The sequence below is a fragment of the Paenibacillus sp. WLX1005 genome (assembly GCF_046603685.1).
Classification (GTDB): domain Bacteria; phylum Bacillota; class Bacilli; order Paenibacillales; family Paenibacillaceae; genus Saccharibacillus.
Window position 1 is genome coordinate 3,492,124 of sequence record NZ_CP176756.1, and the last position, 23,182, is coordinate 3,515,305.

22 protein-coding genes and 1 other annotated feature are annotated in these 23,182 nt (G+C 47.1%); of the genes, 6 read left to right on the forward strand and 16 right to left on the reverse strand.

Features of this window, described 5'->3' with window-relative positions; translation table 11 throughout:
• Positions 1 to 62: 62 nt before the first annotated feature.
• The 6 genes from rpsA to ACE3MZ_RS14920 form a co-directional block, all read right to left on the reverse strand.
• Positions 63 to 1,292, reverse strand: a complete 1,230-nt coding sequence (rpsA, locus tag ACE3MZ_RS14895) for a 30S ribosomal protein S1 (protein ID WP_411342937.1) — start codon at positions 1,290 to 1,292, stop codon at positions 63 to 65.
• Positions 1,293 to 1,361: 69 nt separating this feature from the next.
• On the reverse strand, positions 1,362 to 1,943 hold the full coding sequence (locus ACE3MZ_RS14900) for a lysophospholipid acyltransferase family protein (protein WP_411342938.1): 582 nt from the start codon (positions 1,941 to 1,943) through the stop codon (positions 1,362 to 1,364).
• 3 nt (positions 1,944 to 1,946) lie between these two features.
• Positions 1,947 to 2,648: a (d)CMP kinase gene (gene cmk, locus ACE3MZ_RS14905; RefSeq protein ID WP_411342939.1), complete on the reverse strand. Its 702-nt coding sequence runs from the start codon at positions 2,646 to 2,648 to the stop codon at positions 1,947 to 1,949.
• Between the two features lie 113 nt (positions 2,649 to 2,761).
• Positions 2,762 to 3,403 (reverse strand): flagellar brake protein, encoded by a 642-nt coding sequence (locus tag ACE3MZ_RS14910; RefSeq protein WP_411342940.1) that lies wholly within the window; start codon positions 3,401 to 3,403, stop codon positions 2,762 to 2,764.
• Between the two features lie 92 nt (positions 3,404 to 3,495).
• Entirely contained in the window at positions 3,496 to 4,194 is a 699-nt protein-coding gene (gene prsW / locus ACE3MZ_RS14915; RefSeq protein WP_411342941.1) for a glutamic-type intramembrane protease PrsW, read from the reverse strand.
• 130 nt (positions 4,195 to 4,324) lie between these two features.
• Complete coding sequence (locus ACE3MZ_RS14920) at positions 4,325 to 4,936, reverse strand: genetic competence negative regulator (RefSeq protein ID WP_411342942.1); 612 nt, start codon at positions 4,934 to 4,936, stop codon at positions 4,325 to 4,327.
• Positions 4,937 to 5,273: 337 nt separating this feature from the next.
• Here ACE3MZ_RS14920 and ACE3MZ_RS14925 point away from each other — a divergent pair, with 337 nt between their 5' ends.
• Positions 5,274 to 6,197 (forward strand): polysaccharide deacetylase family protein, encoded by a 924-nt coding sequence (locus ACE3MZ_RS14925; RefSeq protein WP_411342943.1) that lies wholly within the window; start codon positions 5,274 to 5,276, stop codon positions 6,195 to 6,197.
• A gap of 73 nt (positions 6,198 to 6,270) precedes the next feature.
• Here ACE3MZ_RS14925 and ACE3MZ_RS14930 read toward each other — a convergent pair whose 3' ends face one another.
• On the reverse strand, positions 6,271 to 6,648 hold the full coding sequence (locus tag ACE3MZ_RS14930; RefSeq protein ID WP_411342944.1) for a hypothetical protein: 378 nt from the start codon (positions 6,646 to 6,648) through the stop codon (positions 6,271 to 6,273).
• Positions 6,645 to 7,238, reverse strand: coding sequence for a CPBP family intramembrane glutamic endopeptidase (locus ACE3MZ_RS14935; RefSeq protein ID WP_411342945.1), 594 nt, complete (start codon positions 7,236 to 7,238; stop codon positions 6,645 to 6,647). Before ACE3MZ_RS14935 ends, ACE3MZ_RS14930 begins: the two co-directional genes overlap by 4 nt.
• Positions 7,239 to 7,583: 345 nt before the next feature.
• Positions 7,584 to 7,817, forward strand: a binding site (T-box leader).
• Between the two features lie 322 nt (positions 7,818 to 8,139).
• Here ACE3MZ_RS14935 and serA point away from each other — a divergent pair.
• A complete protein-coding gene (gene serA / locus ACE3MZ_RS14940) occupies positions 8,140 to 9,732 on the forward strand; it encodes a phosphoglycerate dehydrogenase (RefSeq protein WP_411342946.1) in 1,593 nt (530 codons plus the stop codon).
• A gap of 109 nt (positions 9,733 to 9,841) precedes the next feature.
• Here the strand turns inward: serA and ACE3MZ_RS14945 are convergent, their stop codons facing one another.
• The 5 genes from ACE3MZ_RS14945 to ACE3MZ_RS14965 all read right to left on the reverse strand — a co-directional run bounded on the left by ACE3MZ_RS14945 (position 9,842) and on the right by ACE3MZ_RS14965 (position 16,229).
• Positions 9,842 to 10,054, reverse strand: coding sequence for a hypothetical protein (locus ACE3MZ_RS14945; RefSeq protein ID WP_411342947.1), 213 nt, complete (start codon positions 10,052 to 10,054; stop codon positions 9,842 to 9,844).
• 443 nt (positions 10,055 to 10,497) lie between these two features.
• On the reverse strand, positions 10,498 to 11,919 hold the full coding sequence (locus ACE3MZ_RS14950; protein ID WP_411342948.1) for an ATP-binding protein: 1,422 nt from the start codon (positions 11,917 to 11,919) through the stop codon (positions 10,498 to 10,500).
• On the reverse strand, positions 11,920 to 12,636 hold the full coding sequence (locus ACE3MZ_RS14955; protein WP_411342949.1) for a response regulator transcription factor: 717 nt from the start codon (positions 12,634 to 12,636) through the stop codon (positions 11,920 to 11,922). It lies immediately after the preceding gene.
• 75 nt (positions 12,637 to 12,711) lie between these two features.
• Positions 12,712 to 13,431 carry a pseudouridine synthase gene (locus ACE3MZ_RS14960; protein WP_367059366.1) on the reverse strand — a complete coding sequence of 240 codons (720 nt, stop codon included), beginning with the start codon at positions 13,429 to 13,431 and terminating at the stop codon, positions 12,712 to 12,714.
• Between the two features lie 188 nt (positions 13,432 to 13,619).
• The gene (locus ACE3MZ_RS14965; protein ID WP_411342950.1) at positions 13,620 to 16,229 is read right to left on the reverse strand and encodes a beta-mannosidase; all 2,610 of its coding nucleotides are present in this window, start codon (positions 16,227 to 16,229) and stop codon (positions 13,620 to 13,622) included.
• Between the two features lie 372 nt (positions 16,230 to 16,601).
• Here ACE3MZ_RS14965 and ACE3MZ_RS14970 point away from each other — a divergent pair, with 372 nt between their 5' ends.
• From ACE3MZ_RS14970 to ACE3MZ_RS14985, 4 genes are all read left to right on the forward strand, one after another.
• Positions 16,602 to 17,555 (forward strand): iron-hydroxamate ABC transporter substrate-binding protein, encoded by a 954-nt coding sequence (locus ACE3MZ_RS14970; protein WP_411342951.1) that lies wholly within the window; start codon positions 16,602 to 16,604, stop codon positions 17,553 to 17,555.
• A gap of 78 nt (positions 17,556 to 17,633) precedes the next feature.
• On the forward strand, positions 17,634 to 18,650 hold the full coding sequence (locus ACE3MZ_RS14975) for a FecCD family ABC transporter permease (RefSeq protein WP_411342952.1): 1,017 nt from the start codon (positions 17,634 to 17,636) through the stop codon (positions 18,648 to 18,650).
• Complete coding sequence (locus ACE3MZ_RS14980; protein WP_411342953.1) at positions 18,647 to 19,657, forward strand: FecCD family ABC transporter permease; 1,011 nt, start codon at positions 18,647 to 18,649, stop codon at positions 19,655 to 19,657. The genes ACE3MZ_RS14975 and ACE3MZ_RS14980 overlap by 4 nt, the downstream gene beginning before the upstream one ends.
• A gap of 288 nt (positions 19,658 to 19,945) precedes the next feature.
• Positions 19,946 to 20,842, forward strand: coding sequence for an effector binding domain-containing protein (locus tag ACE3MZ_RS14985; protein WP_411342954.1), 897 nt, complete (start codon positions 19,946 to 19,948; stop codon positions 20,840 to 20,842).
• Positions 20,843 to 20,981: 139 nt separating this feature from the next.
• On the opposite strand, the gene scpB is transcribed toward ACE3MZ_RS14985, so the two are convergent.
• The 3 genes from scpB to ribE all read right to left on the reverse strand — a co-directional run bounded on the left by scpB (position 20,982) and on the right by ribE (position 23,137).
• Entirely contained in the window at positions 20,982 to 21,701 is a 720-nt protein-coding gene (gene scpB, locus ACE3MZ_RS14990; protein WP_411342955.1) for an SMC-Scp complex subunit ScpB, read from the reverse strand.
• Entirely contained in the window at positions 21,670 to 22,461 is a 792-nt protein-coding gene (locus ACE3MZ_RS14995; protein WP_411342956.1) for a segregation and condensation protein A, read from the reverse strand. The genes scpB and ACE3MZ_RS14995 overlap by 32 nt, the downstream gene beginning before the upstream one ends.
• Before the next feature lie 205 nt (positions 22,462 to 22,666).
• Positions 22,667 to 23,137: a 6,7-dimethyl-8-ribityllumazine synthase gene (ribE, locus tag ACE3MZ_RS15000; protein WP_411342957.1), complete on the reverse strand. Its 471-nt coding sequence runs from the start codon at positions 23,135 to 23,137 to the stop codon at positions 22,667 to 22,669.
• Positions 23,138 to 23,182 lie beyond the last annotated feature (45 nt).

Sequence of the window (23,182 nt, forward strand, 5' to 3'; positions counted from 1 at the left end):
AGCGTGGTAAACCGGTTGAAGCGTTCCGGTTTACACCGAGCAAGGAGGGCGCTTGCTCTTGATCACTTAAATTTGCTCAGTTTGTCGCCGAACAGGTCGCCCAGAGTAACGTTCATACCTTGATTGCTCAGGGATACGTTAGGGTTGTTCAGTTCTTCTTGTTTAGGCGCTCTGGATTTGCTTTCGCGTGGAGCTTTTGGCTCGTCAGCTGGAGCTTCCTCAGTTTCTTTGATGCTCAGGCTTACACGTTTTTCGGAAGGGTTTACGTCCAATACTTTCACTGTAACTGTTTGTCCTTCTTCCAGTACTTCTTGCGGAGTACCGATGTGTTTGTGGGAGATCTGGGAAATGTGAACCAGACCTTCTACACCTGGAGCGATTTCCACGAATGCACCGAAGTTAACGAGGCGTTTTACTTCGCCTGTTACAACATCGCCAGTGTGGAATTTGTCAGCAGCAGTTTCCCAAGGACCTGGTTGAGCTGCTTTGATACTCAGGCTGATTTTGCCTTTTTCCGGATCAACGCGAAGTACTTTTACTTTTACTTCGTCGCCTTCGGACAGGACGTCAGCTGGTTTGTCCACATGAGTCCATGCGATTTCGGATACGTGAACCAGACCGTCCACGCCGCCTACGTCAACGAATGCACCGAACTGAGTCAGGCGTTGTACTGTACCTGTCAGCTCTTGACCTTCTTGCAGGTTCTCCATGATGGATTGTTTGTTGGACTCGTATTCTGCTTCCAGAACATCTTTTTGGGACAGAATCACTTTGTTGTTTTCGCGATCCAGTTCTTTTACTTTGACGCGCAATGTGCGGCCTTTGTAATCACTGAAATCTTCAACAAAATGACGTTCTACCATGGATGCAGGAATGAATCCACGAGCGCCTACATCTGCTACCAGTCCGCCTTTTACTACATCGGATACGGTAACTTCGAATACTTCGCCAGCTTCAAAACGCTGTTCCAGTGTTTCCCAAGCGTTTTCGCTGTCGATTGCACGTTTGGACAGAACGAGGCTTTCTTTGTCGTCGTTGATGCTGACAACCTTGCACTCTACTTCTTGACCGACTTCTACTGCTTCCGCAGCGCTGTCTACGTGTACCGAAGAAAGTTCACGAACCGGAATAATACCGTCATATTTATATCCAATACTTACGTAAGCTTGATTGTCTTCGATTTTGACGATTGTTCCGGTAACCGTGTCACCTTTGTTTACAGACACCACTTGCTCCAGTGCCTCCTGGTTAGTAACTTCGGTAGTTTCCTGGTTATTATTTTCTTCCGACATGTCAATACCCTCCTCAATTCAAATCCCATTTATTTAAACTCGCACGATGGCGTAGTTCAAAACACATTATTATGATTGATGTTGCTGTTTTAGCTGATTAATGGCAGCCATAATCTTGTCTGTTGCTTCCTCGGCTGTGCCTGTTGCGTCTTTACCTTTGTAAGCAGTCAGATCGACCGGCGTACCGTAGACAACTTTCATTTTGCCAAATAATTTGTACTGACCGATAATGGCAACCGGAATAACGACTGCATCACTTCGCAAAGCAAAAACCGCGGCACCTTTCTTGGCAACCTGCGCCTGCGAATTACGTGTGCCTTCCGGAAAAATACCAAGTATCCCGCCATCGCGTAACACGTTAAGCGCTGTGCGAATCGAATCTTTGCTGATGCCTCCACGTTTGACTGGAAAAGCACCAAGCTTGGGAAGAATCGGTCCAAGCACTGGCAAAGCAAACAGCTCTTCTTTTGCCATAAAACGGATATGGCGTTTGATTAGAATCCCCACGAGCGGTGGATCCAGATTACTAATATGGTTGGAACATAACAACACACCGCCTTCAGCGGGAATGTTCTCGGTTCCGACCTTCTGGATACGGAACAATAACCTGTAAACAAAACGAATCACAGCACGAGCAAATGAATAGAACATCGTCTAATGTCTCCCTGCCAGCGTAGTATGAGCAAGCTCTAGTATGCGGTTGGATACTTCATCAATCGACATTGATGTGGTATCAAGTACAATCGCATCTTCGGCACATACCAGCGGCGAGAATTCGCGTTGTTCATCCAACCGGTCCCGTTCCGCGATTTCGCGTTCAAGCTGTTCCAGCGTAATGCTCTCGGAAGCGTCCATCTCCGCAAAGCGGCGTCTTGCACGCTCCTGTACCGTTGCTGTCATGAAAATCTTCAATTCAGCATCCGGCAACACATGCGATCCAATGTCGCGTCCATCCATAACTACGCCTTTACGCAAAGCAAGCTTGCGCTGTACGGCAGCCTGCAAAATGCGTACGCCTTCAATCTGCGCATAACGCGAGACGATGCGATTTACAGCCAGTGTGCGGATTTCAGTCGTTACATCGGTCTGGTTGACCAGCACGCGCTGTCCCTGCTCATCAGGTATTAATTCAATCACCAGATTTTGTGCTTCTTGAAGCACCTTTTCGGCATTTTCAGGTTCAATATTTAATTGAAGCATATGCCATGTAACGGCACGGTACATCGCTCCGGTATCTACATATACATAACCAAGATGCCGGGCAACCATACGGGCAATTGTGCTCTTCCCCGCGCCGGCAGGTCCATCAATCGCAATGTTGATGTTCCCACTGTTGTGCAAATCCTGGCGTTCCAATCGGAACTCCCCCTCGACCTTCATACTCCAACTCAATAAAAAAACAGGCATGGCCTGCGTCAAGCAAATTATAACACAGTCCATACCAACATGCAAAAGCGTCCAGCGGCTCGTTACGTGCGGAAGTCGAACTGTCGTTCAAAGCAGTAACGGATCAACTTTTGCTGATCAGCCGAAGCAATTGCCGTATATTCAATTTTACAACGTCTCCCGTCACCAGTCGCTCCATTTGTAGACAATACGATTGCTTCCAGCGGCACATGCTCGATAGCGCCATTTTTCATCTGAATTAATAGCCAGCATTCTAGTGCATCGCCGCGCTGAATTTGCAATCCCGCTTCCGGTACGAATACGAGTCCCCCTGCACTGATTTCCATTGTCAAAGCAGTGAAGCGCTGATTGTTCCATTTTACTGCCAGTTCCAGCTGTGCACGCACGCGTAAATATTTGCGGCTACGCGTCTCGGTTAGTTCTTGCTCATCTGGACGTCGCAACACCGTTTGCTGTTGCGCGACATCATGCGAGACGATTTCGCTGTCAAAATAGTACCGGGTATCATCTTTCAATATAATGTAACCGCTAATTAACTGACCAGCTTCCAGTACTTTCCCATGACCATCTGCGCCCAATAGTGGTCCTGTATGTATGTATTCGTCGTCTACCAGCGTCATATCCGCTGTATAAATATCACTCGCATCTCCTGCTTCACCTGTACCAAATTCCAAACACAGATGCTCTGCCTGTTTCCAATCCATCTTCTGCACCTCCTATAATCAATAACGATATAAAAAACGGACTTCGCCAACATCGGCCGCATAGCCGACTGCGAAATCCGTCTTACCTGTATTTACGTATTCATTTCTTCCTCACGTTTGACAAAGCGCAGCGGCGAACGGCTGTTGGCGCGAGCAATCTTGAGCATGCCGCCGTACCATAGGAATAGCATCAACGGTACAATATACCATAACCAGCCTTGAGTCACCGTGTTTAAGATGAAATCGTACACACCGTGCCAGAATACCGGCAGCAGCACCGAACAAATGACAAACCAGCGACGCTTGCGCGCGTTCATACTGAATTTGGCTTTGCCCATATAATATCCCATAATAACACCGAACAGCGCATGACCGGAAACCGGCAGCAATCCGCGTCCAAGCAGCGATACAATCGACATGGAATTGTACAATGCGTACAGTACATTTTCCAGCGTTGCAAAACCAAGCCCAATCGCCACAGCATATACGATACTATCATACGGTTCATCGAACTCAGTATGATTGTACAGAATGTGATACAAAATAAACCATTTTACCGTTTCCTCCACGCCAGAGGAGATGACAAACGAATATACATACGGATTATCACCAAGGCCAAACATCAGCCCCCGTTGAATAATCATAATCGGAAACACAATCGCAATCCCGAATACAAAAAAGCGGGCAACTAGATGGAGCGGCTCAGTGTCGTATTTGTCCTTCAGGTAAAAATAAGTCAACAGCGCAATGCCTGGAGCAATTGCCGCCATTAAGAGTGAAAATAAAGACACCCGTATACCCCCTCATTAAAATAGCCCGACGACCGGCAGACAAATCATGATCTGCAATGGATCAACAGGAACTCCTTCCGGCCGGTTCTGACTATTTAGAATGAAGGACTACCCGGATGCCTCATCTTAATCAATCATTGCGCTGGAAATGCTCGCAGATCGTCTGGATGGCATGTTCCGGCATAACAACCTTGCCGTATTCATCCAGCACAGCTTCCGTCAATGATGTTGCATCTCCGAATTCGGCCAGTACCGCGATCAGAGCGGCATGTTTGGACATGTCCACCTCTGCCGGATCCAATGTGAATACCCATTGATCCTTATAGTGGTACAATCGACCGGCTTCGGTCACATTTTGCGATAATGTATGTGCCGCTTCGATCAACGTTTCAAAATCCTTAAAGGAATACGCGATAAAATCGGTTTCCTCCAATGTGACTTCCATTTCGTATATCTCATCCGCCAGATCATCTTCGCTCATCGTGCCCAGATGCTGATCGTATTTACCGCGAGTAACGATAACTACCATACCCTGTGCAGGAAGTGCAAATACTTCCACTGCCAGCGGACCGGTAGCGTCAAATCCAAGCTCCGTATAAGCCTGGTCCATCATCTCTGTGAACAGATCATGTACTTTTGGAATCTCCTGCCACATATCTTCCTTTTGAATCCCGCGCTCAGTTAGATCGTCAAACGTAAGGAAAATCCGTATTTTGTCTGAGCTCAATCTTTCTATTTTCATGATAGGATCCCCCTTAAAAACATAGGTTATGATCCAGTCAGCTGACCGGTCATCTATTCCCTATTCATTTGATGATAAATATAGCAATGCTATATTCACTATGTTACCATTTATTATCCGTAAATGCACGCAATAAAACGTACTATTACGAATTGCTGCATCACAGCGCAAATTCAGCAAAAAATGATTCAGCCGCGCCGCAGCAAGGTTAATAAAATGCGGTGTATGCCCGGATATGCAAAAGTTACGAAATGTGATTGATTTTTGCTGTATGTTATGGGTTTAATTTACATATGCGTTTTGCTATACAATACATAGGGAAAAGAGTGTGACATTCATGAAAAACAAAACAGCAGCCTGCCTGCTACTATCCGTGCTTCTGCTGTCTGCATGCAGCAGTCAGGGAGCAAACAATACGGCAGCTAACACATCATCGGGCAGCAATCCTTCTGCTACCACCAACACAGAGAACAGCTCAGGCAGCGGCGAGACAACCACACCGACAACTGGCGAGACTGCCCCATCCAATGAGGAAAGCACCACTCCAGCAACGGGAACGTCAGCAACCGGTGAAACATCTGGAAGTGAATCCACAACCGATGATCAAGCAGAAGCACCTGCTACGTACACCTATCATATGGACAAAAACTACAATATCATTCCGAATGAAGAATCCAAGGAAACGCCGAAAAAAGTCGTTTTGCTGACATTTGACGATGGACCGAAAGAAAAGGAAATGATCAACAGCATGATGGATACGCTGGACAAGCATAACGCCAAGGCGATCTTTTTCGTCAATGGCTATCGGATCAAAACTCATCCTGAATTGCTGAAACTGATTCATGACCGCGGCGGTATTATCGGTAACCATACGCAGGATCATATCGTACTCAAAAATGAATCCAAAGCGAAGGTTACGCAACAAATCGAGGACACGCAGAAGCTGATCGAAGATACGATTAATGAATCACCGCGCTTCCTGCGCGCTCCAAACGGGGCTACTAACGATACAGTGCATGCACTCGCAGATAAGCATCATATGCTGTATATGAACTGGTCGGTCGGATCACTAGATTGGGTAAACCTGAAAGACCCGGATGCGGTCATTACTAACGTCATGGATCAGCTGCATTCCGGCAGCATCATTCTGATGCACGAGTTACCGTGGACCGTGGAAGCACTGGATCGCCTGCTTACCAAATTGGAGCAAAAAGGCTACACATTCGTCGATCCCAACAGCATCGAGCCTGAAATGCGCTAATGCGCTTATCATATAACTACGTACAAAGAGCAGCTTCGGATGAGTATACCGAAGCTGCTTTTTGGTGATCCATTTACGTAATCAATTGCTTGAACCAGCTCCATGTCAGCGTAAAGCCGGACAATTGGAAGCCCCACCAGAGCAGCATGCTGGTCAATACGACAAACATAAAGATCAGATAACCATAGAAAAACTTAGCAAGCTTGATTTTGCGTGATGGATAGATCGTGCTGCGAGGCGCATATTCCTTATCCTCATCTTCTCCCTCTTCCCCATCAACATCCTGTTCCAGCACTTGCCCATCAGCCAGTGCAGGCTGGTAAGCTGCCTGTCTCACTGTGCGCGATGATCGCTTGCTGCGACCTCCAGGCATTTTAATGCGTCCACTTGTAAGTAACCCTTCATCCCGATTACTACCATAACGTTTCAACCGGCTTAGACGTTCGCTCATTTTTCCCTCCGCAACGAAATAATCAGACCGGATATCAGGTCAATCATAAAATGACATAAAATTGGTGCCCATAATGTACCGGATTCAATATAAATATACCCAAGAGCATAGCTACTGACAAACACCCAGCCGGTCGGAATCCAATGTTTTAAATAACGAAAATGAATCGCCGCAAAAATAATGCTCGTCCAGTATGGTCCGAACGCATATTGCAGCGCACCACGAAACAATAATTCTTCGCAAATGCCGACGATCAGCGTGATGATCACAATATGCCAGATCGGTCGATGTTTGAAAATCATCTCGTTGATTCCGCCATCGTCCATGCTGTTATCCGGCACTACTCTGGAGAGAAATAGATCAACTACCAGCATCGCCGCCGCCAGTCCTAATCCCCACCATACAAAATTCAAGTCCGTCGGTAATTTCAATAACGTCAATGGATTGCGTCCCTGCGCCCAGATCCAGATCAGTCCAACAAGTAACGTTAATCCTTGTGTTAAATATAAGTTGGCAAGCAACAACCGATCCGTTAATTGCTCCGGCTTGACGCGTTGCAGCTTGAACGAGCGAATTTTCTTCTTTTTCATAGTCACGATCCTTTGATAGTTACAGTCATCAGGTAGATAACAAGCATTTGGAATACGTATTATAACATGACCGACAACGATGCCATAGCAAGCAATGCCAATTCATCCCTAATGCCCATTTTGCTTGTCATTTCACAACACCGATGTACCTATTTTTTGTATACGATTTAAAATCGTCTTTGTTTTCATTGTATTATCGCATAGTTGTGCGCTACAATAAAAGCCAAGTGGATAGAACACGTATATTTCAGACCTATCGATCTTGAATATTCGTGTTTTGATTTAAAAAATGGTTATTGACATGGCATGTAACCCATGTTACATTATGAAACAATTAAATCATTGAGAACGCCAATGAAGGAGAAAAGCTTCGAATCAGGTTTTCAGAGAGCCGGTGGTTGGTGCAAACCGGTAAACCGATTGATGCTTTGAGCGCTCCCGAGTCACTGTATTGAAATGTTAGTAGGTACAGTCGGATGATCCCGTTAGCGATCCGGTCAAGTTCAATTTGACCATAAGGCTGACCCTCGTGAGAGGACAGCGAATTAGGGTGGTACCACGACAGCTCTCGTCCCTTTGCTACAGTTTGCAATTGTAGTGCGGAGATGAGCGCTTTTTTTGTATGATTTTCGCTTTTATGCGTTACTGCGTTTATTCGGTAACCAGTTATAGTTAACTAAATCTGTGAACAGAATAGACGCCACGCAAACAATGATCTTGCATGCTTTGAACAGAGCGATTTTGAACAGACCTTATACGGAATATTGACATTTCGCCGCTGCGTGTCAGCGCTGGCGACAGAGGCAAATGTTTATATAAATTATGCTGTACATTTACAAGTTCACTCACGATTATTGCGAATGTTGAAAACGAATGACCATTCTGGAGGAGGAACAACACAATGTTTAAGGTACTGGTATCCGATCCGATCAGCGATCTGGGAATTCAACAGCTGGTGGATGCAAACGACATTACGGTGGAAAAGAAAACAGGTTTGAGCGAAGATGAACTGATTGCCATTATCGGCGAATACGATGCACTGCTGGTGCGTAGCCAGACGACTGTAACGGCTCGCATTATGGAAGCTGCAACCAACTTAAAAGTCGTTGGACGTGCCGGTGTCGGCGTTGACAATATCGATCTGGAAGCAGCAACCCAGCGCGGGATTATCGTAATCAACGCCCCGGACGGCAATACGATCACAACGTGTGAGCACACCTTTGCAATGATGATGGCGCTTGCCCGTCACATTCCACAGGCGTATGCCAAGACGATCAACGGTACTTGGGATCGCAAATCGTTCCTCGGCGTCGAGCTGCGCAACAAAACACTGGGCGTACTCGGCATGGGTCGGATCGGTAGTGAAGTAGCCAAACGCGCCAAAGCATTCGGCATGGACATTCTCGGCTACGATCCATTCCTGACCCAAGAGCGCGCTGACAAAATGGGAATCAAGCTGGCAAGTGTAGATGACATTCTGCAACACGCCGACTTTATGACTGTGCATACGCCGCTCACTCCAGAAACGAAACATATGATCTCCACTGCACAATTTGCGATTATGAAAAAAGGCATGCGTATCGTCAACTGTGCGCGCGGCGGTGTCGTGGATGAATTGGCGCTTGTACAAGCGATTGAAGACGGTATCGTTGCTGGTGCAGCGTTTGACGTATTCGAAAGCGAGCCTCCGCAGGCAGATCACCCATTCCTGAACAACCCGCATATTATCGTGACGCCTCACTTAGGCGCTTCGACCGTCGAAGCACAGGAGAACGTGGCGATTGACGTGTCCGAACAAGTACTGCATATTTTGCGTGAGGAGCCGTTCAAAAATGCAGTCAATATGCCTCCTGTTGCTGCCAGCGTTATGAGTAAACTACAACCATACTTTAGCCTTGGTGAGAAACTGGGCAGCTTTGCCGCTCAAATCTCGGTTCAGGCAATTCAAGAGATTCGCATTGAATATGCAGGCGAATTGTCCGAAGTGGATACACAACAGCTGACACGCTATATTTTGAAAGGTATTCTTGCCCGGCATCTCGGTTCGGAAGCGAATATCGTGAATTCGCTGCATCTTGCGAAGATTCGTGATCTGAATGTCGTAGTAACCAGCTCGCCATCGACACGCGGCTTTACTAACCTGATTACAGTGAGTCTGCAAGGTCAGGATGGGACAAGCCAGCAGGTTGCCGGTACGCTGCTGAGCGGCTATGGTGAGCGTATCGTACGCATTAACGGTTATTCGGTTGATGTTCTGCCAGCAGGGCACCAGATTCTCGTTTCCCATACCGATAAACCAGGCATCATCGGTAATGTCGGTTCCCTGCTCGGTCAGAAGGACGTCAATATCGCCTCCATGCAAGTAGGACGGAAAAATGAAGGCGGCGAAGCGATCATGATCCTGACTGTGGACAAAGATGTACCGAAGGAAGTTCTGCTTGGACTGGTAGAACTCCCAAATCTGAATACGGCGCAGGAAGTTGTGCTTGTGTAATAAATGACACTATGCCAAAACCAAAGCAGCAACGCCTACCTATAAACGGTGGACGTTGCTGCTTTTTTGTCTTTTGACATTGCTGCTTTTTGTTGTTTTTTATTATCATTTATTGATCATTTCTGAAAAAGTCGTATTTTACAAAACGATCAAACACAGTCGTAATGATGAAGGCTCCAAGCAGAATCAGCGAGAATAACCCAAATGGATATCCCGATATTGGATTACCGAATATATCATTTGCAAAGTGATAGGCGAATATAAGATAGATTGCGGCGATAATTCTTCCTGTTATGTTGGTCTTGTACTTACGTTTTGCCATCGTTATGCTCCCCTTTTCATTACGGTATAGCTATCATAGCTCTGCCGATTCATCGTTGCGCATGACGTTGTGTCTCTTCACTTTGCAGCTCCAGCGGCTGCTACTGCTACTGCTACTGCTACTGCTACTGCTACTGCTACTGCTACTGCTACTGCTACTGCTTTTAGTGTGAATCATCCCAAACTAAAAAACCAATAATATCCTTTATATCCTTTTATTACGTAATAGATGAAGAAATTATTCAACTTTTTCTACATATGTATGCACAACACTAGATGTCTCTGCTGTATTGGTAGAAACAATCGTCCCACGGATTGAGGACATCAAACAGATTTATGTACAAAAAGCACCGCTAATCATACAAATCGCTGACCGATAAGGTTGTGCGATACGTATGTTTAGCAGTGCTTCTCGATTTCTACATTCCAGTGCTTACGATGGCATCATACACGCTCGGTATGACGCAGCGGCAGCAGCAAGGTAAAGGTTGTGCCTTTCCCCACTTCACTATCCGCGCTAATGACACCATGATGCGCTTCAATAATGTTACGTACAATTGCCAATCCAAGTCCAGTACCACCGGATTCGCCGCGCACGCGTGCTTTGTCGGCTTTGTAAAAGCGTTCAAAGATGTGCGGTAGATCCTCCTGTGGAATGCCTGCGCCAGTATCGGTAAAGGTAACCTCCACCTGCTCGCCTTGCAGCATTGCCTTCACTTGAATATGCCCGCCTGTCGGTGTATGACGGAAGGCGTTATCAAGCAAATTGGTAAACACCTGCTCCAACCGATCGGTATCTGCTTCAATCAGCAGCACGGAAGGCTGACAGATCACATCCAGCTTTAACTCACGCTCTTTGGCACGGACGGAGAATTTGCGATCCATACGCTCCATCAGCTCATTCAGCTTCATTTCGTCAAAGCCCATATCCATATGTCCCGCTTCCATACGCGACAGATCAAGCAAATCTTGTACAAGTCGGCTCATACGTAGCGACTCCTCATAAATGACCTGCACTAGCTCGTCGCTCTCTTCCTTCGACGAAGCCATGCCGTCAAGCAGCGCCTCACTGTAGCCCTGAATCATTTGCAGCGGCGTACGAATCTCGTGGGACGCATTCGCAACAAAGTCGCGTAGCATCTTCTCTGCCCGCACATCCTCCGTTACATTACGTAGCACCGATACGGTTCCATGCACATCCTCGCCAGAATAGAGCGGCGTCATATTGACCGCCCACACCTGCTGCTTCACATGGATATTGGAGCTTTCCTCCTGTCGTTCGCGAATGACACGTTCAAACATCGGGTACAGCGGTTGCGGAACACGCGATGCGGCTGTGCCTTCGCTGTTGCCGCTCTGCTCCCAACCGGTTTTGTGCCAACTGTCCATTATCATCTCGCCTAGCGGATTATGCAGTATCATATTGCCCTGCTTGTCAAAAGTAATGACCGCGTCACCCATACTGCGCAGCACACTCGCCATCTGTTCTTTTTCCAATTGCAGGCTCTGGATATTTTTCTCCAATTCTTCTGCCATATGGTTGAAGGCACTTGCCAGTTGACCGATCTCATCGCTAGTATGCAGATCCAGACGGGTATTGTACTTTCCTTTCCGAATACCATCGGTCGCCTGAATCAACTGCTGCATCGGCTGTGTAATCTTGGTCAGCAAAAACAAGGCAAAAAACGTCGTCATCGTAAATCCGATAATCGACACATACGTAAACAGACGCTTGATCGCATCCGAATTGGTAAAGTTCGTATCAATGTACGGCAATAGAAACAATCCGAGCGTCAGCAGTACGCACGCCACCAGACCGCTGATCGTCAGCCACAGTTTCCCGACAAGCGTTCTCCAGAAATCCACTTACTTCGGCACCTCAAGCTTGTAGCCTACACCCCAGACCGTAGTAATCATGGCGGCGGAGTCGGGAGATACTTTATTCAATTTTTCACGCAGACGCTTCACATGGGTATCCACGGTACGCAGATCGCCGAAAAATTCATAGTTCCATACATCTTTGAGCAATTCCTCACGGGAAAATACTTTGTCCGGCGACGTTGCCAAAAAATGCAGCAGTTCATATTCCTTCGGCGTCAAGCTAATCTCGTAACCACTTGCCGTTACCCGGTGTGCATCATGCTCGATGATCAGATTCGGGAATACGATATTGTTGCTGGAATTCGTCTCCTGTGACAGATACGCGGTTGCCGACGAGCGGCGCATAATCGCCTTCACCCGGTAAATGACTTCGCGCGGACTGAACGGTTTGACCACATAGTCATCCGCACCCACTTCAAAGCCCTGTACACGGTTAACCTCTTCGCCCTTAGCAGTCAGCATCAGCACCGGTGTCGACTTGGACTGACGCAGACGATTACACACTTCGATCCCGTCAATGCCCGGCAGCATCAAATCCAGCATAATTAGACCATAGTCGTCGGCAAGCGCTTTGCGCAGCGCTGTTTCGCCGTCTTCAGCCTCTTCGATTTCATAGCCTTCTTTTTCCAAATACATGCGCAGCAGACGGCGAATACGCTCTTCGTCATCCACTACCAGAATACGATTCATTGGTTCACTCATTCCCTAATGCCTCCTAGCTGTGCGACGGAATATTCAATAGTTATGGTAAAACAGAGATCGTTCGGTAGAACTGGATTACTTGCTTCCTTTTTGCAATTGATCGATTTCTTGTTTGGTCAGCGGACGGTAGATACCGCGTTTCAGGTTACCGATCAGCAATTCGCCAAAGGAAATACGTTTCAGACGGATTACTTTATGCGAGAGCGCTTCAAACATGCGACGGATCTGGCGGTTTCTGCCTTCATAGATCGTTACACGAATCGTTGCCTGCTTTTTGTCGGTATCTACATCATAATATTCCGCTTCGGCAGGCTGGGTCATACCATCTTCCAGCTTGATGCCTTGACGGAATTTCTCCAGTGCTTCGCCGTGTGGTACGCCTTCGACGGTAACCAAGTACGTTTTTGGTACATGGTGCTTCGGATGAGTGAGGAAGTTTGCGAGTTCGCCGTCATTGGTCATGATCAGCAAGCCTTCCGAATCGTAGTCAAGACGACCGACCGGATAGACGCGTTCTTTGACACCGTCCATGTAGTTTTGTACCGTTTTGCGACCTTCCGGATCGGAAGCGCTTGTAATAACCCCTTTGGGTTTGTTCAGCATATAGTATACTTTTTTCTCGGCCGCGATCGAGCGTCCGTTCACCGTAATCTCATCGACAGTCGGGTCGGCTTTCGTTCCAAGCTCCGTGACCACTTCACCGTTGACGGTTACTTTTCCCGCCAGAATCAATTCTTCACTTTTACGACGCGAAGCGATCCCTGCCTGAGCCAGTATTTTTTGCAATCGTTCCATAATAGTCAATTCACCTCACACTAATGATACTCATACGAGAACAAAATCACAAGACAGTATGCAAATTAGCACATTTTAGTTTGCATATTAAAAAGCGCCAGATGATCTAGGATCACCTGGCACTTCGTTGATTGCATTCCACAGCTCTTTAATATAGATAGGAAATGATAAGCACTTCTCACCTAGGATCAAACGTTGATATAATCCGCCATCGATGTTACTTTCAATCCTTCTGCAGCTATCGGCATAAAGTAAGCAGCGCGTGCACCGTATTCCGGTTGCTGTGCATTGCGGCGCGGTACAGCAGCCATATGGCGGAAGTAGACAGTATGCGTTTGTCCCGGCAGCAGGTCAAAATAGTTATCGCTAAATTCACCTGTGTTATCTGCGGATAGCCATACTTGACGTGCAAGCTTGTCAGTAGTCAGCTGGATAACGCTCACGCCATTCTCAGTTGTCTCGGTCGCGGTAATGTTCGGTTGCTCCAACACAACGTCCTTGGTTGGGACAAAATAGTTCAGCTTGCTATCCACAATCTCGCCCTCATGTTCCAGTTCCACTAACAATACCGCTTGCTCCGGAGCAACACCATCCAGAAGATGATCGCGGGACAGTGACACTTGCTTCACACAATCGCCGCCGGCTAAATGAAACGATTGTGGAATTTCTTTGTACAGACCGCCATCCAATCCAAGTACTTTTACCCGTAGCGTTAAGGCAGCCGGAGATAGAATGTCCGAAATGGCATATATGTCAAACTGCTCACCACTTGTACCATCAACTGATACTGCCAGATCACGGAAGCTACGTTTGGCATAATAATGTAGGGCTTTCCAGCGACCAAAATAGTCCATCCCTGCCCAAGAAGCAACCGGCCAGCAGTCGTTCATTTGCCAATACAGCGTACCCATGCAATACGGCTTATTGCGGCGATGTGCCTCAATTGCCATCTGCATCGCTTCCGCTTGCAAAATCTGACTCATATAGAGGAAGGAAGGGAAATCTTTCGGTTGCGGCAAATACTTGTCCATGTATTCTTTGATCAGACGATTACCAGCACCATTCTTCTGGTGACGCAGCATCACTTCCGATTCTAGCTCCAGATCAGATTCCTCGGCATACGTACGCACGGAACGATATTCCGGGAACGATTGGAACCCATATTCACTCATAAAGCGACCGACATGCACATTGTAATTCTCAAATGGCTCACTACCGTGCCATACACCCCAATAATGGATATCGCCGCTATCGGTCAAGGAACGGGCATGCTGATTCTCGTCACCAGTCAGATCAACCAATGGTGAGGAAGGCCAATATTCGGCGCCCGGTGCTTCCGTTCGTACGACATCTGGCAATAATTCATGAAACACAGCTTCGTAATCTGCCCAGATTTGCTCACGCTGCTCGGTTGTATACTCCTTTTTCCAGCCCCAACCGCCGTCTTCCACATAATGCGACCATGCGGAATCGATCTCGTTATTGCCGCACCAGAGCGCGATGGACGGATGATTGCGCAGACGGCGTACGTTATCCTCTGCTTCAGCCTGTACGCTATCCAGAAACTCCTCATCACCCGGATACATACTACAAGCAAACATAAAGTCCTGCCAGACGAGAATCCCATACTCGTCACACAGATTATAAAATTCGTCATTTTCATAAATACCGCCGCCCCATACACGCAGCATATTCATATTGGCGTCCGCCGCTGACACAATCTCATGCAAATACCGCCCATAATCGACACGCGGACTGAAGCTGTCATTCGGGATATGATTCGCACCTTTGGCGAACACCGGTACACCGTTCACTTCAAAATAGAACGAAGTGCCCGGCAAATCCTCATGCTGCTCACGCACGAGACGAATGGAACGAATGCCCGTACGTACTTGCTGCGAAGCCAGCGTCTCTTGACTGGCAGGATCTGCTACTATTGTTGTAAACGTATACAGATTCGCTTCACCCAAACCACGCGACCACCACAGATGCGGGTTATCCAGCGTAATCGGTAATTCAATAATATCGGTTCCTTCCTGCAACGTTACTTGCTGCTCCCAGTTTTCGTTTTCGGTAGCGATATGCAGATTTGCTTCACGCTCGCGTTCCGAATAGATCTGTACAACAGCAGTCAGTTCAGCACTCTCCGCAGTGACCTGATCCTGACGAATATGAATGCTCTCAATCCGAACATCCGACCATGCTACCAGCTCTGCCTTGCGCCAGATACCGCTCGTTACAAAGCGTGGACCCCAGTCCCAACCGTAATGATACGGCGCTTTGCGTGCAAAGATGCTGACTCGTTTATCGCCTAGCTCTCCAACGTCGGATTGGTCATTGCTGGCTGGCAATGGATAACCGAGCGCTTCCAACTTGGGCAGGTCTTCGTTGATCGGCGAACGGAATACGATGCGCAGCGTATTGTCACCTGCTTGAGCGTAGCCTTTAACCTCGGCGCGCCATGTACGAAACATATTGTCAGCTGACAACACATGCTGATCGTTCAGATACACATCTGCATACGTATCCAATCCGTGAAATACTAGCTCCACATGCGACTGCTGCAATACCGCTTCTTCAATGGAAACCGTAGATATGTACTCCCAATCCTTCTTATCGATCCACTGTACATCCTTCTCATTCGTACCGTAAAAGGGATCAGGAATTTTGCCGTGTGCCAGCAGATCAGTATGCACAGTTCCAGGCACCTCAGCATCCAGCCATTCCTGCTCATCTATTGCTTTGAATTTCCAGTTGGATAAGGTCTGACTGTAAGGCATCGATTGCACATTGCTCATCAGTGTATCATCCTTTCAACATAAGGTTATGCCTTCACCTTACTACGTACCTACATAAGAAGCAAATCCATTTCAAGCGTATTGTAAGCGTTATCTACTTCTCCAAATTGAGCCAGCGCCTGTAACAACGGAATCAGCAAACATTGACCATGATCGTGCATCTTTGTAGACATGCAATATTGTGCGATTTGTATTGAATTGTTAAAAGAAATTTGGTTGAATGTTGCAGTATTTCACCTCTATAACGAGCACACTGGTATGCAGATGTATGCAAAATTAGATATTGACAAATATCCTTTATCCACTTAAAGTTTTATTGTTATACATGATAATGATTATCAATTTCATTTTAAGAAAAAGGGGATTTTCAGCATGAGAAAAACGTTAATACCTTTGATGATGGCACTGGTTCTAGTACTGAGCGCATGCGGCAATCAGCAGAGCAGCAGTACAGCAACGAATAGCGCCGCTTCTAATGAAGAAAGCAGCAGTGCGGGCAGTGATGCCGCAACGACGATTACATATCAGTCCGAAACCGGACCGGTTGAAGTACCTGCTCATCCACAACGCGTCATTGCTCTGGATAGCTTTGCAGGTGATGTTATGCAATTCGATGTACCATTGGTCGGCGTGGATTCGTGGACGATGGATAGTCCGGTATTCAAACCTTATCTGGATGGTGTAAAACAAGTATCCGCGGACAATCTGGAGCAAATCATTGAACTGAAACCGGATCTGATCATTGCAAGCAACACTGTAAAAAATGCGGATAAGCTGAAGCAAATCGCTCCACTCGTTACGTATACTTACAATAAAGTTGACTACTTGACTCAAATTGAAGAAGTTGCCAAAGCGCTGAACAAAGCGGACGAAGGCAAAGCATGGGTAGATGATTTCAAAACTCGTGCTTCCAAAGCAGGCGATGAAATCAAAGCCAAAATTGGTGCCGATGCTACTGTAACCGTTATGGAAGGCGATACCAAATCGCTGTACGTATTCGGCGATGCATGGGGTCGTGGTACTGAGATCATTTATCAAGCAATGGGTCTGAAAATGCCAGAAAAAGTAAAAGAAATGACTGCCAAAGACGGATATTACACATTGTCGCTAGAAGTGTTGCCGCAATACTTGGGTGACTATGTATTCTACAGCAAGGCACAGGATGTTGATCTGTCCTTCCAAAATACCGATACGTACAAAAATATCCCGGCTGTCAAAAACAAACACGTGTATGAAGCCGACGCTCGCGGATTCTACTTCAATGATGCTGTCACGCTGGATTATCAGCTGGACTTCATCACCAAAGCACTGCTCGGTCAATCCTAATTACACATAGTCAACAGAGAGAAGGAACGCCTTGCGTTCCTTTTTTTCTAAATAAAAACGTAAGGAATGGATAGGGTAATGAAAACTTCAACTTCCAAAAAGCGTCTGCGCTATTTTCCACTTCAATTGGTGCTTAGCTTGATCGCGTTTGCGATTATTTTCATCGCTGCCATTATGATCGGTGCCAAAAGTATCTCGCTGATCGATGTGCGCAATGCCATTTTCAATCCTGGCGTCAACAATGACGATATTTCCATCATTCGTGAATTGCGGTTGCCCCGTGAAGTTGGCGGTGTATTGGTCGGTGCAGCACTTGGTGTAGCCGGTGCGATTATGCAGGGACTTACTCGCAATCCGCTTGCTGATCCGGGTCTGCTCGGCTTAAGCGCTGGTGCAAGTATGGCGCTGGCAGCGGTACTGGCATTTGCACCGGGTATTGGTTATTTCGGTATTATGGTGACGTGTTTTGTTGGTGCAGCGATCGGTGTACTGCTCGTATTCGGTGTGTCGGCTATTCGTAAACGCAATATGTCACCGATGCGCATGGTGCTGGCAGGTGCGGCGGTATCCGCACTATTGACGGCAATTGCAGATGGAATCAGTTTACAATTCAAAATTGCTAAGAGTGTATCTATGTGGACATCCGGTGGTCTGATCGGTACAACATGGGGACAGATTCAAGCTATGACACCTGTAATCGTCATCTGCCTGATTGTAGCGATCATGCTGTCCCGTCAATTAACGATTCTTAGCCTCAGTGAAAGTACCGCAGTCGGTCTCGGTCTGAAAACGACGCAGATCAAAATCATCATGTTCATCCTGATCATTCTGCTGGCAGGTACAGCGGTCGCACTAGTTGGTAATCTGGCGTTTGTCGGCTTGATGATTCCGCACTTTGTGCGTATGTTCTCAGGTACGGATTATCGGACGATTTTGCCATTGTCCGCTATTCTCGGTGCTGCATTTATGGTGTTCGCCGATACGATGGCGCGTATGATCAATGCGCCGTATGAAACGCCGCTGGCTGCTATTATCGCTATTATCGGTCTCCCCTTCTTCCTGATCGTTGTACGTAAAGGGGTGCGTTCGCTATGATCAAACAAATGCAGACTGCACGGCATCAGCGGCTGATTATGCTACTGCTGACCGTACTTGTACTGGGAACTCTGGCGATTGCACTTGGCATTGGTGCTTCTGCAGTATCGTATGATCGGATTATTCCGACATTGCTCGGTCAGGGTAGCTTTGTGGAGAATTTCGTTATCTTTTCCGTTCGCTTGCCGCGTATGGTGATTACGTTACTCGCTGGCATGGCATTGGCGCTTGCAGGTGCAGTATTGCAGGGCATTACTCGCAATGAACTAGCTGATCCGGGTATCGTCGGGATTAACGCCGGAGCAGGCGTCGGGGTAAGTGTATTTTTCCTGTTTGCTCCGCTGGATGTAGGCAGTTTTGTGTATATGCTACCACTCGTTGCCTTTGTATCGGCGCTGTTGATCTCCATTCTGATCTATGTCTTTTCATACAGTCGTCGTGACGGGATGCAGCCGATCAAGCTGATCATTACCGGTGTCGGCTTCTCGCTGGCAATGTCCGGTATTATGATCGTGCTGATCTCGTCGGTAAGCCGGGAAAAGGTAGACTTTATCTCTCGCTGGCTGGCAGGGAATGTATGGGGTACCGATTGGCCGTTTGTGTTGGCGCTGCTGCCGTGGCTGATTGTGCTGATTCCGTATATTTTATACAAATGCCGGACGCTCAATCTACTGGCATTGAATGAAGAAACGGCGGTCGGTGCAGGGGTACATATTCAGCGTGACCGCATTCTGCTTATGCTGGCTGCTGTAGCACTGGCGGCTGCTGCGGTTTCAGTTACGGGCGGTATCTCTTTTATCGGGCTGATGGCTCCGCATATCGCCCGTGCGCTCGTCGGCCCGCGTCACCAGCTGTTCGTTCCAGTCAGCGTGCTGATCGGCGGTTGGCTGCTGTTACTCGCCGATACGATCGGTCACAATCTGTCCGACCCGGATGGTATTCCGGCAGGGATTGTGGTTGCTTTTATCGGGGCGCCGTATTTCCTGTATTTGCTGCTGAAAAAGTAACTCTGGGTTTCACTAACGTGTTTAAAATGTTACGCTGCGTAGTGAGTAAGGTCCATAATCGTTCGTTTATATTTGCATAAACCCAATAAGAAATTAAAAACAGATATGCTTCCTACCAAAAGAACCGTTTCGATCTCGTATCATCGTGTCGAATCGGTTCTTTTTGCTGTGATGTGATCTTCTCGTTTCTATCAGTCTCAACTTACATAAGGATCATGACAAAAATGGACAAACGACCTGACTGCACCTTTGTTACAATACAGATACCGATCGGGAGGGGCATGACGTATGGATCATATTGTCTGTATACAGCAAAGTATCGATTATATTGAAGATCATCTCAAAGAACCGCTATCTGCGGAACAACTGGCAAGTCTGGCAGGCTTCTCGCTGTATCATTTCTACAAAATCTTTCAAGCGCACACCGGGTTGTCGGTAATGGATTACATTCGGCGGCGGCGACTTGCTCATGCTGCGGCAGATATGGCATATCCCAAAACATTGCTGGAGATTGCATTGGACTATGGTTTTGAGACCCATGCCGGGTTCACCAAAGCCTTTGGCAAAGTGTATGGCATGTCGCCAGAGCGGTATCGCATGCATGCGACCGGTTATGTGCCTGAACGAGTAGATCTGCACAAGCTTGCCAATTATCAACTGAACGGAGGCATGATGATGAGACCTACCTTTATTACCAAACCAGCAATTCAACTGGCAGGCTATGCACTGGAAACGTCAGCCAATGGACAAAATCTATCGGATATTCCTGCTTTTTGGGATCGGTATAATAAGGAACATTGGGGACATATGCTGCACGATGTAGTACAGCCTGTGCATCATGGCGAATATGGCGCCTGTATTATGAATTCGCCGCAGTCTGAGCAATTTACGTATGTGATCGGTGTAGAGGTTGCGCAGTTTGACGATGTACCGAAGGAATTGTATACGACAACGTTACCATCAGCAACGTATGCTATGTTTACTACTCCACCTGCGCAGCGTCAGGATGGCGGATTCATCCAAGCGATTCAAGGTACGACTAAGTATATTTTCAACGAATGGTTTCCAGCTTCGGGGTATGTATATGATGCCAACGCGGCTGATTTTGAATTGTACGATGAGCGTTGCTATGGGGATGAGAATCTGGTGATGGATATTTATATTCCTGTGCAGAAGAAGTTGTAATATAGTCAATCATTAGCAATTATACAATCAGTAGAATATAGAAAAAGCAGGTGACCGTAGCTTATCCGGTTCACCTGCTTTTTTGTAATAACATCATAATCATCGGATTGCTCGGTGATCATGTATCTATGATCCTACGTTATTCTTTAGAATGATCTTGATCCGATGCGGAAGGATATTTCTCTTCTTCTGGCGCTTCCACGTCAGGGCGCTCCAGCACTTCCTCCGCGACTTCGATCAATTCCTCACCCATCTCTTCCAGCGCTGCAATCTCTTCACCATACGTCTGTTCTTCCAGACGATGGAACAGCAGCTGCGTTTCCTCTTCCAGATTGTCGTTATCTTCAAACTGCGACGCATCCGGCAATTCGCGCAGACCACTCAGTCCAAAATAATTCAAAAACGACTTGGTTGTACCGTACAGGATCGGGCGTCCAATCGCTTCGGCGCGACCGACTTCTTGAATCAAATCCTTGTTCACGAGCGTATAGATCGCACGGTCGGTTTTGACACCACGGATCTCCTCAATCTCAACTCGGGTAATTGGCTGTCGGTACGCCACGATAGACAGCGTCTCTAGCGCCGCCTGCGACAGTGAAGAACGGTTAGGTGAGTCTGCCAGCCGTTTGTAATAAGCGGCGTGTGCGGGCAAGGTAGACAGCTGATAACTGCCTGCGATATTCACAATCTGAATACCACGACGTGTCTTTTTCAGATCTGCTTGCAGTTCGTCGATAGCGATCTGCACGGTTTCCGTTTGTTGCTCGGTCACCTCGGCAATCTGACGTACATTTAGCCCTTCCTCTCCCGACAGGAAGAGCATACCTTCAATAACTGCTTTCAACTTCTGGGACTTCATTAATGCTGACTTCTCCTCTCCACTCCATCACAATATCGTCAAATAGCTGACTCTGATAACACGAAATCTGCCGCATTTTCATCATTTCCAATATCGCTAGAAACGTCACAACGACTTCATGACGAATCATCTCTTCATGCAGCAATGTGGAAAAAAGCATATTTTCCCCTTTGGTCAGACCGCGGAACCGATCTGCCACTTCGCGTATCCGATCCTTGACGGAAATCTCGTCACGCTGAATGGTCGTAATGCGCTCGCGGCGTGTCGCCCGGCGCAATGCCTTTTGAAAAGCTTCCACCAGATCCAGCGTATGTAACCCTTCGACCGGATTGTAGTTCACTCTCGCTACAAATGGAGTCATATCTTCCGGCTCCTTGGTGAAAATCAAGCCCCGCTCTTCCTCGCGCTCCCGCAGATGACCAGCAATTCCTTTGTACTTGCGGTATTCCACCAGCTTACGTACCAGCTCTGCGCGCGGATCGAGATCATCTTCCTCATAATAATCAAAATCGTCGATCTCCATAACTGGAGGCTTCGGCAGCAGCAATCTGCTCTTGATCGATAGCAGCGTGGCTGCCATAACCAGAAATTCGCTGGTCACTTCAAGTTCAAGCTCTTTCATACTATGAAGATAATCCAGATATTGATCGGTAATCTCACTGATCGGGATATTCTGGATATCAATTTCCGATTCATCAATTAAGTGAAGCAGCAAATCGAGCGGCCCTTCAAACGTGGCGAGTTTGTATAGTACAGTCACAGGCACACTCCTTTAATTCAATGTTGGACTTCCGTAGGGCATGACCAGATCATAACGCCCACAGGTCAGCTTATCACATAACCCTTATTTTATCCTGAATGCGAAGGCATGACTATACATATTCAGCAAAAAGAGGCTCAATCCTTTTCGGACAGCCTCTTTTTGTGAAAAATTGCATATAGATGAAGTTAAAATGAGAACTAGATTAGTCTGCAAACTGGCGGGACAGATTCGCCATCTCGATTGCAGCATTGGCAGAATCCCAGCCTTTATTGCCAGCTTTGGTACCTGCACGCTCAATCGCCTGTTCAATATTTTCTGTTGTGACGATACCAAAGATGACTGGTACGCCAGTTTTCAGGTTAATGGCGGAGACGCCTTTGGCAACTTCGTTGCACACATAGTCGTAATGCGTCGTCGATCCACGAATGACTGTGCCCAGTGTAATGACAGCGTCGTATTTGCCGGATTGTGCCATTTTCTGAGCGATTAACGGAATCTCGAATGTACCGGGTACCCAAGCAACATCAATGTCTTCCTGCGCTGTTCCGTGGCGTTGCAGAGCATCCAGTGCGCCGCTCAGCAGCTTGTTCGTAATAAATTCGTTAAAACGTCCAACTACAATACCAAATTTTAATCCTTGGGATACTAAATGTCCTTCAAAAATGTTCGCCATGAATAGGTTCCTCGCTTTGTATTAGAATGTGGGATGCTACAGTCT

What these genes read in the sequence shown, in the direction of transcription:
- ribE (WP_411342957.1), bottom strand. Translation starts at nt 23,137, where the DNA reads ATGGCGAACATTTTTGAAGGACATTTAGTATCCCAAGGATTAAAATTT.
- ACE3MZ_RS14960 (WP_367059366.1), bottom strand. Translation starts at nt 13,431, where the DNA reads ATGGAACGATTGCAAAAAATACTGGCTCAGGCAGGGATCGCTTCGCGT.
- ACE3MZ_RS14975 (WP_411342952.1), top strand. Translation starts at nt 17,634, where the DNA reads ATGAAAACTTCAACTTCCAAAAAGCGTCTGCGCTATTTTCCACTTCAA.
- serA (WP_411342946.1), top strand. Translation starts at nt 8,140, where the DNA reads ATGTTTAAGGTACTGGTATCCGATCCGATCAGCGATCTGGGAATTCAA.
- ACE3MZ_RS14985 (WP_411342954.1), top strand. Translation starts at nt 19,946, where the DNA reads ATGGATCATATTGTCTGTATACAGCAAAGTATCGATTATATTGAAGAT.
- ACE3MZ_RS14965 (WP_411342950.1), bottom strand. Translation starts at nt 16,229, where the DNA reads ATGAGCAATGTGCAATCGATGCCTTACAGTCAGACCTTATCCAACTGG.
- ACE3MZ_RS14955 (WP_411342949.1), bottom strand. Translation starts at nt 12,636, where the DNA reads ATGAGTGAACCAATGAATCGTATTCTGGTAGTGGATGACGAAGAGCGT.
- ACE3MZ_RS14920 (WP_411342942.1), bottom strand. Translation starts at nt 4,936, where the DNA reads ATGAAAATAGAAAGATTGAGCTCAGACAAAATACGGATTTTCCTTACG.
- ACE3MZ_RS14910 (WP_411342940.1), bottom strand. Translation starts at nt 3,403, where the DNA reads ATGGATTGGAAACAGGCAGAGCATCTGTGTTTGGAATTTGGTACAGGT.
- ACE3MZ_RS14970 (WP_411342951.1), top strand. Translation starts at nt 16,602, where the DNA reads ATGAGAAAAACGTTAATACCTTTGATGATGGCACTGGTTCTAGTACTG.
- ACE3MZ_RS14925 (WP_411342943.1), top strand. Translation starts at nt 5,274, where the DNA reads ATGAAAAACAAAACAGCAGCCTGCCTGCTACTATCCGTGCTTCTGCTG.
- scpB (WP_411342955.1), bottom strand. Translation starts at nt 21,701, where the DNA reads ATGAAGTCCCAGAAGTTGAAAGCAGTTATTGAAGGTATGCTCTTCCTG.
- rpsA (WP_411342937.1), bottom strand. Translation starts at nt 1,292, where the DNA reads ATGTCGGAAGAAAATAATAACCAGGAAACTACCGAAGTTACTAACCAG.
- ACE3MZ_RS14980 (WP_411342953.1), top strand. Translation starts at nt 18,647, where the DNA reads ATGATCAAACAAATGCAGACTGCACGGCATCAGCGGCTGATTATGCTA.
- ACE3MZ_RS14900 (WP_411342938.1), bottom strand. Translation starts at nt 1,943, where the DNA reads ATGTTCTATTCATTTGCTCGTGCTGTGATTCGTTTTGTTTACAGGTTA.
- ACE3MZ_RS14945 (WP_411342947.1), bottom strand. Translation starts at nt 10,054, where the DNA reads ATGGCAAAACGTAAGTACAAGACCAACATAACAGGAAGAATTATCGCC.
- ACE3MZ_RS14930 (WP_411342944.1), bottom strand. Translation starts at nt 6,648, where the DNA reads ATGAGCGAACGTCTAAGCCGGTTGAAACGTTATGGTAGTAATCGGGAT.
- ACE3MZ_RS14935 (WP_411342945.1), bottom strand. Translation starts at nt 7,238, where the DNA reads ATGAAAAAGAAGAAAATTCGCTCGTTCAAGCTGCAACGCGTCAAGCCG.